Annotated in this window: 8 protein-coding genes and 3 pseudogenes; 6 read left to right on the plus strand and 5 right to left on the minus strand. The window is 54.5% G+C overall.

All coding sequences use genetic code 11. The annotated features are described in order from the left end of the window. The coding region (locus CSC94_RS23480; protein ID WP_133123071.1) for an EAL domain-containing protein at positions 1–354 on the plus strand (354 nt) is incomplete at its 5' end. Positions 355–380: 26 nt separating this feature from the next. Here CSC94_RS23480 and CSC94_RS24390 read toward each other — a convergent pair. Next, the gene (locus CSC94_RS24390; protein ID WP_133123074.1) at positions 381–587 is read right to left on the minus strand and encodes a hypothetical protein; all 207 of its coding nucleotides are present in this window, start codon (positions 585–587) and stop codon (positions 381–383) included. Between the two features lie 248 nt (positions 588–835). Between CSC94_RS24390 and CSC94_RS24395 the strand changes: the two genes are divergently transcribed. Then, positions 836–1,033 carry a hypothetical protein gene (locus CSC94_RS24395; protein WP_133123077.1) on the plus strand — a complete coding sequence of 66 codons (198 nt, stop codon included), beginning with the start codon at positions 836–838 and terminating at the stop codon, positions 1,031–1,033. A gap of 107 nt (positions 1,034–1,140) precedes the next feature. Continuing rightward, positions 1,141–2,226: a GGDEF domain-containing protein gene (locus tag CSC94_RS23485; RefSeq protein WP_165784575.1), complete on the plus strand. Its 1,086-nt coding sequence runs from the start codon at positions 1,141–1,143 to the stop codon at positions 2,224–2,226. Positions 2,227–2,301: 75 nt separating this feature from the next. Here CSC94_RS23485 and CSC94_RS25120 read toward each other — a convergent pair whose 3' ends face one another. Further along, entirely contained in the window at positions 2,302–3,048 is a 747-nt protein-coding gene (locus tag CSC94_RS25120) for a helix-turn-helix transcriptional regulator (RefSeq protein ID WP_245408472.1), read from the minus strand. Positions 3,049–3,454: 406 nt separating this feature from the next. On the opposite strand from CSC94_RS25120, the pseudogene CSC94_RS23495 reads away from it, so the two are divergent. Then, a pseudogene (locus tag CSC94_RS23495) lies at positions 3,455–4,465 on the plus strand (IS110 family RNA-guided transposase). Positions 4,466–4,796: 331 nt separating this feature from the next. Here the strand turns inward: CSC94_RS23495 and CSC94_RS23500 are convergent. Both CSC94_RS23500 and CSC94_RS23505 read right to left on the minus strand, forming a co-directional pair. Then, positions 4,797–6,923: an ATP-binding protein gene (locus tag CSC94_RS23500; protein ID WP_099308806.1), complete on the minus strand. Its 2,127-nt coding sequence runs from the start codon at positions 6,921–6,923 to the stop codon at positions 4,797–4,799. 306 nt (positions 6,924–7,229) lie between these two features. Next, positions 7,230–7,996 (minus strand): annotated as a pseudogene (locus CSC94_RS23505) (IS5 family transposase). A 237-nt stretch (positions 7,997–8,233) separates the two neighbouring features. Between CSC94_RS23505 and mscL the strand changes: the two are divergent. Next, on the plus strand, positions 8,234–8,656 hold the full coding sequence (gene mscL, locus CSC94_RS23510) for a large conductance mechanosensitive channel protein MscL (protein ID WP_099308807.1): 423 nt from the start codon (positions 8,234–8,236) through the stop codon (positions 8,654–8,656). Between the two features lie 89 nt (positions 8,657–8,745). Next, positions 8,746–9,433, plus strand: a pseudogene (locus CSC94_RS23515) (transposase); the annotation flags it as partial. On the opposite strand, the gene CSC94_RS25125 reads toward CSC94_RS23515, so the two are convergent. Continuing rightward, a partial coding sequence (locus CSC94_RS25125; protein WP_165784576.1) for an IS3 family transposase occupies positions 9,395–9,544 on the minus strand: 150 nt, incomplete at its 5' end. The pseudogene CSC94_RS23515 and the gene CSC94_RS25125 sit on opposite strands and share 39 nt — an antisense overlap.

The raw sequence follows: 9,544 nt of genomic DNA on the forward strand, positions 1-9,544 counted from the left end.
CAGATGCTCCAGGCGATCCGCGAACTCGGCGTCCGGGTATCCATGGACGATTTCGGCACCGGCTACTCGTCGCTCGCCTATCTGAAGAATTTCCAGTTCGACAAGATCAAGATCGACCGTTGTTTTGTGCAGGGTATGGAATCAAACGCATCTGATGCTGCAATTATTGAGGCGATCATCAGTCTGAGCAAAGGGATTGGTGTCGGCACCACGGCCGAAGGCATCGAGACCGAAAGCCAGTTCCAAATCGTAGCCGCGAAAGGCTGCTGCGAAGGACAAGGTTATCTCTTTAGTCGCCCCTTGACCTCTGGCGATGCAGAAAAGTTTATTGAGGGATATAGAATAAAGCTATAGACGACGCTCAATTCAATCTACCATATTTAATATAAATGAGAAGACTGTGAGCTTGTTTGCGATTTTTGATCGTTGCGAGGATCAAGTTCCATCATGATATGATGCATCATATCTAGATCGACGGCAAATTCCTTGAGGATGGCACCGTAAATCTGCTCGCCATCAAATCCTTTATTCAGTAAGGCCGAAACTAGCCATCGCAATTTCTTCTCGTCTGTCAGGCTTGGGATCATCTACGAATCCTGAATATCCGCTGCAATATATTTGCAGGGGTGCTTTTGAGAAAATCAGACTACTTCGCTACGCGTAAAAAATGACACGCAACCCACGGGCAGCTTGCAAGATGGACCAATACAGCAAGATCCCAAATTGCACTATGCACACTATATACCAACGAATCACATAGTATCCGCGGAAGCGCAGATGCCGAAGGCCTAATTTCGATCATCGAGAACTAGGGGAGTAAAGGGGGAGGCCGCGAATGGCGAGACGGACAGAAATTGCAAGCATCGAAAAACCTCTGAATTTTGGCTGCTTCGTGTTTCGCTTCCGCGATGATTTTTGGGAGGCATTTGGAATGCGGGGACAGGCCGGTTTCTGGGATGTTGATGAGCGGCATGTACCGTTGAGCGAGGGATTAACACCGTCAGTTCATATCTTTCGCGAAATACGTCAATGAGAATGAACATTTAACCTTGAATCGAAATCATTACGGGCAGTTAAGCAAATCGCCGTGACTACAGTCTAGAACGAGTTTCAATCAAGAATACGGGTAAAACTATGGAAATGACTGATATTGCGGCGGCTTTTCTGCAAGGCGTGGGGATCATCGCTGTAGCTGCGATTCTTCATGAAATCACACTACGCAACTGCCCCTCCCCACGATGCCAAACATTGGCAACAGTCTTGGTTTTCACTGCGGGGGTTGCGGGCTCAATGACTGTACCAATTGAGCTCCAGCCGGGATTGCTATTTGACCTTCGCCATGTGTTCCTGGTCCTAGCAGCGACCTGTGGCGGGTGGCCGGTTACGCTTGTGAGTACAGGTTCGGCTGTCATCTATCGTCTCTTGGAAGGTGGCGCAGGGGCTTCTGCAGGGGTCGCGGGCATAATCATTTCTGCAAGTGTTGGTTCGCTGCTCGCCTATTTCGGCATCGTGAAGCGACAAACATTATTGTCGAGAGCCATAATTGGAATTGCTGGGAACGCAGCGCTTCTCAGTGTTTTTATTTTGCCGTATCCGGTCGCCCTCGCTGTTCTCAGCAAGGTGGGACTACCTCTAGCCCTGGCCAATTTCGTCGGGATTATTGTTGCAGCCCAGATCATCAACAGTCGCTTCTCCCAGATAGCGCGAGAGAAGGAGCTACTCACGCAAGCGAAATTCGATGCATTGACGCAGTTGGCAAATAGGCGGGTTTTCGACGAGCAAGGGCCAGCGCTTGCAGAAACCATAAGGCTTCTCGAGAAGCCCTGCAGCGTCATGCTTATAGACATAGATCGCTTCAAGAGTGTCAACGACACGTTTGGTCATCCTGCCGGAGATGAGATTCTTCGCCGCGTCGCCTCCATTATTGCGACGAATGCGCGAAAGGGCGATCTTGTAGCGCGCTACGGGGGCGAGGAAATCGCTCTAGTCTTGCCGGATCAGGACGCGGCCGCGGCCCGGAGTGTTGCGGATCGGATCCGCAAGGCTGTGGAAGATGCCACCATGCAGATCCAAGGGATCTCGCTAAAGGTGACGGTGAGCATTGGATATTCGACCGTCCGGCAAATTGAGGGCGCCTTCCCTGCAGCTCTGCAGGAGGCGGATGAAGCGCTATATGCGGCCAAGGCAGCCGGACGAAACCGGGTAGTCACTGCGATGGCTGCATAAGCGTTCTATCCGGCGGCCATCCAACACCGCGGTCTTTAATCTAGCCAGAAGGAATTGTTCCAGGCAGGTTTCGCCTCAGTCGATAATCCCCAGCCTGAAGGCCTTGGTTACCGCATGAATGCGATTGGCGGCGCCAAGCTTGTTGCATATGGCTAACAGGTAGTGGTTGATGGTATGCTCGGAAAGGTTCAGGATCTGGGCAGTTTCATAGCTGGTTTTCCCAGCGGCGATCCATGACAGGCATTCGATTTCTCGTTTGGTGAGTGGTGGAGGGGGGATTTGGCTTCCCGTTCCGAACTTAAGCGCCTTGTCAAATATTCGTCTGCAGATCCAGGAAAGCGATACTTGCTCACTAAGGCAGCAAGGAGGCCGAAATCCGCTAAAGCCCACGGCCCCACGCCCGGCCTGGGCGTGAAAAAGCGGAAAGTAGGTTCCCGCCAAGACCCTGTTCTTAGATCCAGCCTGGGATATTCCATGATCAACATGCAGCGCTGGATTGGCGTCGCGGAACATCCACGAAACAGGCAAAACCGTGCGCCGTAGTTGTTGGATGACCGGGAACTCGGAAGCCGATTTATCGGCGGAAGTGGAATCGGAATATTCCATAGACCAGTTCGATATCAGCATTATGTCATCGAGCGATTGATCGCTACCATTTGGAAGCTTGAATACCGAGAAGTAGCGAAACTTATGATCGCGAGTGATTGTCTCGAGGGCGCCGAACAAGGCACGGTGATCCGCCGCACTTGATATCTCTGTGCAATAGGATTCGATGTCGCTGGTACCGACTTTGTCCAGTGAAGCAGAAATGTGCGCCTCCATAGCTCAATATCTGCGAATCAATGCTAGATGGACGATATATAAACGTAAATGAATTATTTCATATATTGACTTTGTTCGCATGTGAACGTTTTTCACTATTATTCCATTTTGGATTATTTGAAATCAACAATATTGATATGAATTGAATTTTGTCACCGAACTTTTTCGGCAGGCCAAAAAGCGGAAGAACGAGAAGAGCCGGACGCCTCCGGAAACTGGCCTGATTGGGGATGGATGTGATTCATTCTCGGCAGTGATTTCCCGGAGAGATTTCGATGCAGGGACAGCGCGGGTTCTGGGATTTTGAGGACCGGTTGAAGGAATAACCTGATGCTGTGGACGGCCCCTGCACCGGCGTAGTGTGCAATGATTTGGCCGTTGAGCCAGGTCTAAGGAGCCACATCATATGATTGAGGATATTGCCGTCGTTGGTCTCAATCTCGCAAAGAGAGTTTTTCAGGTGCATGCAGTGAGCGCGGATGGAGCAGTCGAGATTCGCCGAAGACTGCAGCGTGGGGAGGTCCTCGCGTTCTTCTCAGCCTTGCCGCCAAGCCTTGTTGGGATGGAAGCCTGCGCATCAGCCCATCACTGAGCGCGCGAGCTTCAGGAGTTAGGCCACGAAGTTCGATTGATGCCACCGGCCTACGTCAAACCCTATGTGAAGCGAGGGAAGACTGATGCAGCCGACGCCGAGGCGATCTGCGAGGCGGTCACGCGGCCGACCATGCGTTTCGTCGCGGTGAAGAGCCGGGAGCAGCAGGGCGTTCTCATGCTGCACAAGACGCGCGACCTTCTGGTGCGTCAGCGGACCGCCCTGATCAATGCACTTCGCGCCCATTTGGCAGAGTACGGGATGGTCACGGCCACAGGTCCCGGTGGCGTGAATGCCCTCACAAAACTGCTGCATGAAGAGCAGGACAACCTGCCTGAACACGCCCGATCCGCTCTGTTCTCGGTTGTCACCCAGTTGGACGCACTCCAACGACAGATCGATCACCTGGAGGAGGAAATCCTCGCTTGACACAGGGCCGATGAGACGAGCCGTCGTCTCGCAACGATACCCTGCATCGGACCAATTACCGCCTCTGCCATCGCCGCAGCCGTTCCCGATCCGGGCCAGTTCCGATCTGGGCGACAGTTTGCAGCTTGGCTCGGCCTGACGCCGCGACCGAACAGCTCGGGCGGCAAGGATCGATTGGGAGGCATCAGCAAACAAGGCGATGGCTACCTCCGAAGATTGCTAGTCGTCGGGGCGACTGCCGTCGTTCGAATGGTCCGCAAGGACCCGAGCCGGGAGCCCTGGCTGGCGGCGCTGCTCGAGCGCAAGACGGTTCGTGTTGCAACTGTCGGTTTGGCCAACAAGACCGCCCGGATCGCGTGGGCCGTCATGACACGAAAGGAAGTTTACGCCGCATAGACCTTATTCCGGACCGCCAGGAAGTGGCGACAGGATGGTGAAAGAGGGCTGAGTGGTGATGACAAACCGGTCAGACCGGGAATCGGCCAAACTCAGGGGAGCAGAGCGCTTCGAGCGCGTTGACCTGATCAGGGACCCGATCCGCGGACTTCATCAGGGCCAGCAGCCATGTCGTGCTGCGCGAACAGGCCGGACACATGGATGCACCCGACCGGTGCGCATTGCCGCCAGAAACCTCTTGCACCGCAGGGGCCGTCCACACATGGCTCAACGGCCAAATCATTGCACACTACGCCGGTGCAGGGGCCGTCCACAGCATCAGGTCACTGTTCTAGGTCTTTGTGACAGCCGTCGGCTTTTGCAAGACTGCCGTAACCATATTTTGCAGATCCCTGATTAAGAAGGGTTTCGTTACAAATCGATCGAAACCGGCGGCTTCGGCCCTTTCGCGAGCGCCTTTCATTGCATCAGCGGTCAAAGCGTAAACGGGAACCCCATCCAGCGCTCGAATGGAACGCAGGCGCTTCAGAACCTCATATCCATTGATGTCGGGTAGGTGGATATCCAGAAAGATCAGGGATGGCTTAATCCTCAGCGCGGTTTCTATGCCGGTTTCACCGTCGTTCGCGACGACAACATTTATGTTATCCAATGGACCAAGAGCATCCGGGACGATCTGGGCATTCACCTTGTTGTCTTCGATGTAGAGGATATTGGTTGCAGACAAAGGATCTAAAGCTTCGGAAGTAGGAGCACTGATTTCCTGTCCATCATTGGATAGGTCCGGCGCTTCGCAAGCAGGAAGCTCAAACCAGAACAAAGCGCCCCCTTCGGCTGGGACTTCATATTCAAGTCTTCCATCCATATTGTCGACAAGTCGCCTCGAGATCGCGAGTCCGACTCCTGCACCTTCGACAACGCCAAACTCTGCTCCACAGCGGTCGAACGGCTTGAACAACCCTTCGATACGGTCAGGGGGCACGCCTGGGCCGTTGTCGGACACTGCGAACCGAACAACAGCCTCTCGGAACTCACAGCTAAGACGAATTGTAGCACCAGCCCCCCCATACTTCACAGCATTGGAAACAAGGTTGAAGAGGATCTGGGAAACACGCGATGGATCCGCCCAAACAGACAAATCCAACTCGCAAGGTTCGACGATGAGCGTGCATCCTCTGGAAATAGCTAGGGCCCTGGCCATAGCTTCCATCTCATCAAGGGTCTTCTTCACTTCCACCTTTTCGAGCACGATCTGAAGGTCTCCATTCTCGATCTTGGCGAGATCGAGAATGTCATTGATCATTCGCCCGAGGTGATCCGACGCCAGCAAGATGCTTCGAATATATTCCTCCTGCTTTGGATTCGCCGGATTTCCGCGCATCTCGATGAGTTGCGCAAATCCACTGATGGCATTGAGCGGCGTTCTGAGCTCATGGCTCATGGAGGTGAGGAACTCCGACTTCGCCGCGTTGGCATTCTCGGCAATCAACCGAAGCCGATCCGCGCGCTTCTTCTCATCAATAACCTGCTGCTTTGCTCGTTTTTCGTCAGAAACCAGAGCTCCTAGCGGTAGCATGGTTATAACCGACATAACCAGGAAGAGCTGCAGGACGTAAACCTTCTCGGCAATGCTCTCGTCCATCAGTGCGAGAGGTCCATATCCCACGTACGTCGCGGCCATCGATACTGCAGCAACGACAGCAATAGCAAATGCAACGAACGAAAATCCCCCCCAAAATGCGATCAGCGCCAAGGCTGGGTAGACCAGGAAAAGCAGTGGGAAATGTACCTGGCTGAATGTCGCGACAAGCGACGCAGCCAAGAATACCCATGCGCCCAACAGCAAGAGGCGGTCGGCGCTCTTTAGCTTTGCCTGGAAGTGGCTCCGGGAAGTGAACAGAAAAATCGGCCCGACGATCATCATGCCAAGCGCATCGGCGCCCCACCATTTCCCAAAGGTGGCCAAGAACGCCTTTCCGTATTCGTAATGCAAATAGCTTGCAGCTAAAATCGCGGAAACGCCGGATGCCGCGATGCAACACAAAAGGAAGTAGCCGATCATGTCCCTTGTCGATGCTTCCGGCGAGAGAATAAGACGCCCATACGATGCAAGCGCAAAGGCTATCGATACTTCAACGATGTTGGTTGCAGAAAGAGCAACCGCTGTACGGATAGCGTCACCTTGAGCCATATCTGCAATGAGATTACCCGCGAAGGCTGCAAGGAGAACATGTGGGCAAAGGCCACCGCAACGGCGCCAAAGAATGGCAAACAAGACCCCGTTCGCTGGCCAGAATGCCGCGATTCGTCCCGCTTGCTGGGTGAACTCGATAGAGAGATAGGCGGCACAGCCGAATGCTAAAAATGTGAAGGCCGCGGTAGTCCAAACTGAGCTGTTAGAAGCGGAAAGTTGGAACTTTCCGGCATGCGGCATCGCATAGCCTGCCTCGATTGACATGATAGTGTCCCCCTACCGGATATATTTTTTCTGTGGACGCAATCACGCTTACCTTGACAGAACCAGTATTGTGCGAATCAGTCACTTAAGTTGACGAATTGTTTGTATTTTGACCAGACCTATTTTTTACAGCCTATTGTAGGCGGCAGTGCTTATGCCAATTCGGGCTTTAGCTTATCGGAAATCCGAATTTAACTTTGAATCTCATCGATACCTGAGCTGCGGGATTGCGCCGCTGATGGTGCCATAGAAGCTGTAGCAGTAGATTACACTCGCTCTTTCATAGGAATTTTCAGATGGCGAGGCCTAGGCCGTGGACTCATGACGGCGCATGCGTAACCTGATGCAAGCGAGCTTTGCCATGGCGAGGAAGGTCGATCCGAGCTTGTCGTAACGTGTGGCTATGCGTCTGAACTATTTGAGCTTGTTGAAGAAGCGCTCGATCAGGTTGCGCTGTTTGTAGAGCCATGGCGAGAAGCAGATCGGGGCTTTCCAGTTTCGCTTCGGCCGGATGTTCGCCCAACTGCCCTGCCGTGTGACCATCGAGCGCAACCAGTCGGCATCGTAGGCGCGGTCGGCGAGCACCATCGGTCCTTCGCCAATCTCGTCCAGCAGTTCGGCGGCTGCCAGGATGTCGTGCGCTTGCCCCGGCGAAATGGTGAGCCTGACCGGCAGTCCGTCGCCGTCGGTCCGAGCATGGATTTTCGTAGTAAGACCACCCCGGCTTGGTCCAAGACATCGATCCGGGTGGCTTTTCTTAAGGTCTCAGCGGAATGGTGGACGCGCACGCCCGTGCCGTCGATCATCCGCACATCGCCGCCGTAAGCCTCTGTAATCGCGTCCATGATCCGGTCCCACACGTTCTCCTTGGCCCAACACCCGAAGCGGTTGTAGCAGGTCGTGTGCGGGCCGTAGCGCTCCGGCAGGTCGCGCCAGGGCGAGCCCGAGCGCAGGCCCCAGAAGATGCCGTTCAACACGCGGCGGTCATCGACGCGCGGCACGCCTCGCGGCTTGTTGGACAGAAGCGGCGCGATCACGTGCCATTTGAACTCGGTCAGATCGTAGCGGCCTATCGGGCACCTCCATGCAGGAGGTTGAATCACGCCAATGCCGGATTGGGAATCCCATTTATGAGTTCACGGAATACCACAAAAACTTCGATTGTCACGTTTGGCGTTGTTCGGCTTTTCCACCTCCAGAAAAATAATTTGTACTAAAACACATGTTGATTGGGCCTCACAAAATAACGTATTTTTTTTTCGCAAGCATTCTGCCGCTGTCAGAGACTTAGTGGACATGAGGACAAACTGATGCTGAAAGAATTCCAGGAATTCATTGCCAAGGGCAATGTCATGGATCTGGCCGTCGGCGTGATCATCGGCGGCGCGTTCGCCCTGATCGTCAAGTCGCTGACCGACGACATCATCATGCCGATCGTCGGCGCCATTTTCGGCGGCTTCGATTTCTCCAACTACTTCCTCCCGCTGGCCTCCGGCGTCACGGCGAGCACGCTCGACGCGGCCAGAGAGCAGGGCGCGGTGCTGGCCTACGGTCACTTCGTGACGGTGATCATCAATTTCGTGATCCTCGCCTTCATCATTTTCATGATGGTCCGGGCGGTCAACAAGGTCCGCCGGTCCTTCGAGGAGCCGCAGGCGCCGGCCCCCGACGCGCCGCCGCCGGCAGACATCCGGCTGCTGACGGAAATCCGCGACGCGCTCGTCCGCAAGTAAGCTTGCTGTTGTAAGCTGAAGTGCCGCCACTTTCGACCGGACTGTCGGCATAAGCAGAAAGGCTCATGCACAGGCTAGAGGACAGGCTTATTTCTAACGAGTATCGACACGTAAAATTGCTGACGGGTGATGTCCGCCGTAGGAGGTGGACAACCGAGCAGAAGCTGACAATCATCGAGCAGAGTTTTGAACCAAGCAAGACGGTGTCTTCCACCGCTCGCCGCAATGGCGTTGCGCCCAATCTGCTTTACCGGTGGCGCCTGCTCTTGAGCGAGTGAAGTGCTGCAGCCATCGATTCTGACGAGCCGGTTGTCGGCAATTCGGAAGTGAAGAAACTGGAAGATCGCGTCCGCGAGTTGGAGCGCATGTTTGGCCGCAAGACGATGGAGGTCGAAATCCTCCGCGACGCCCATTCCAGAGCAGACTCAAAAAAAAACGGATATCGGCCAATCTTGTCGCCGAAGGACGGTTCCCGATGAAGACCTTCGCCGACACTCTGGACATATCCCGTTCCAATCCGACTGAGCAGCTGAAAGGCAGATCGAAGCCGCACGGCTCCTATTACAAGGCCGAGGATGCGGAGCTTTGCCCATCATCCGCAGGCTTGTGGATCAAAGGCCCACCTATGGCTATCGGCGAATCACCGCGCTCCTCAATCGCGTAAGGCGAGCAGCCCATCAGCCTGTCGTCAACGCCAAACGGGTTCATGGCCTGCTGCCGGTTTCGTGGACAGTTGGTTTAGGTTTGCATAGTTCGGGCCTCGAATGCCATGGGGCTTAGATAGCCGAATTTGGAATGTCGCCGCCGCGGATTGTAGAAGCGCTCTATGTAGTCGAATACGTCGGCGCGGGCGGCATCTCGGGTGCGGTAAACCTTGCGGGCGGTCCG

This window comes from Zhengella mangrovi (genome assembly GCF_002727065.1).
Classification (GTDB): Bacteria; Pseudomonadota; Alphaproteobacteria; order Rhizobiales; family Rhizobiaceae; genus Zhengella; species Zhengella mangrovi.

Excerpts from the sequence above, each read along its gene's own strand:
- CSC94_RS24390 (WP_133123074.1), bottom strand. The coding sequence starts at position 587 with ATGATCCCAAGCCTGACAGACGAGAAGAAATTGCGATGGCTAGTTTCG.
- CSC94_RS24395 (WP_133123077.1), top strand. The coding sequence starts at position 836 with ATGGCGAGACGGACAGAAATTGCAAGCATCGAAAAACCTCTGAATTTT.
- CSC94_RS23485 (WP_165784575.1), top strand. The coding sequence starts at position 1,141 with ATGACTGATATTGCGGCGGCTTTTCTGCAAGGCGTGGGGATCATCGCT.
- CSC94_RS25120 (WP_245408472.1), bottom strand. The coding sequence starts at position 3,048 with ATGGAGGCGCACATTTCTGCTTCACTGGACAAAGTCGGTACCAGCGAC.
- CSC94_RS23500 (WP_099308806.1), bottom strand. The coding sequence starts at position 6,923 with ATGTCAATCGAGGCAGGCTATGCGATGCCGCATGCCGGAAAGTTCCAA.
- mscL (WP_099308807.1), top strand. The coding sequence starts at position 8,234 with ATGCTGAAAGAATTCCAGGAATTCATTGCCAAGGGCAATGTCATGGAT.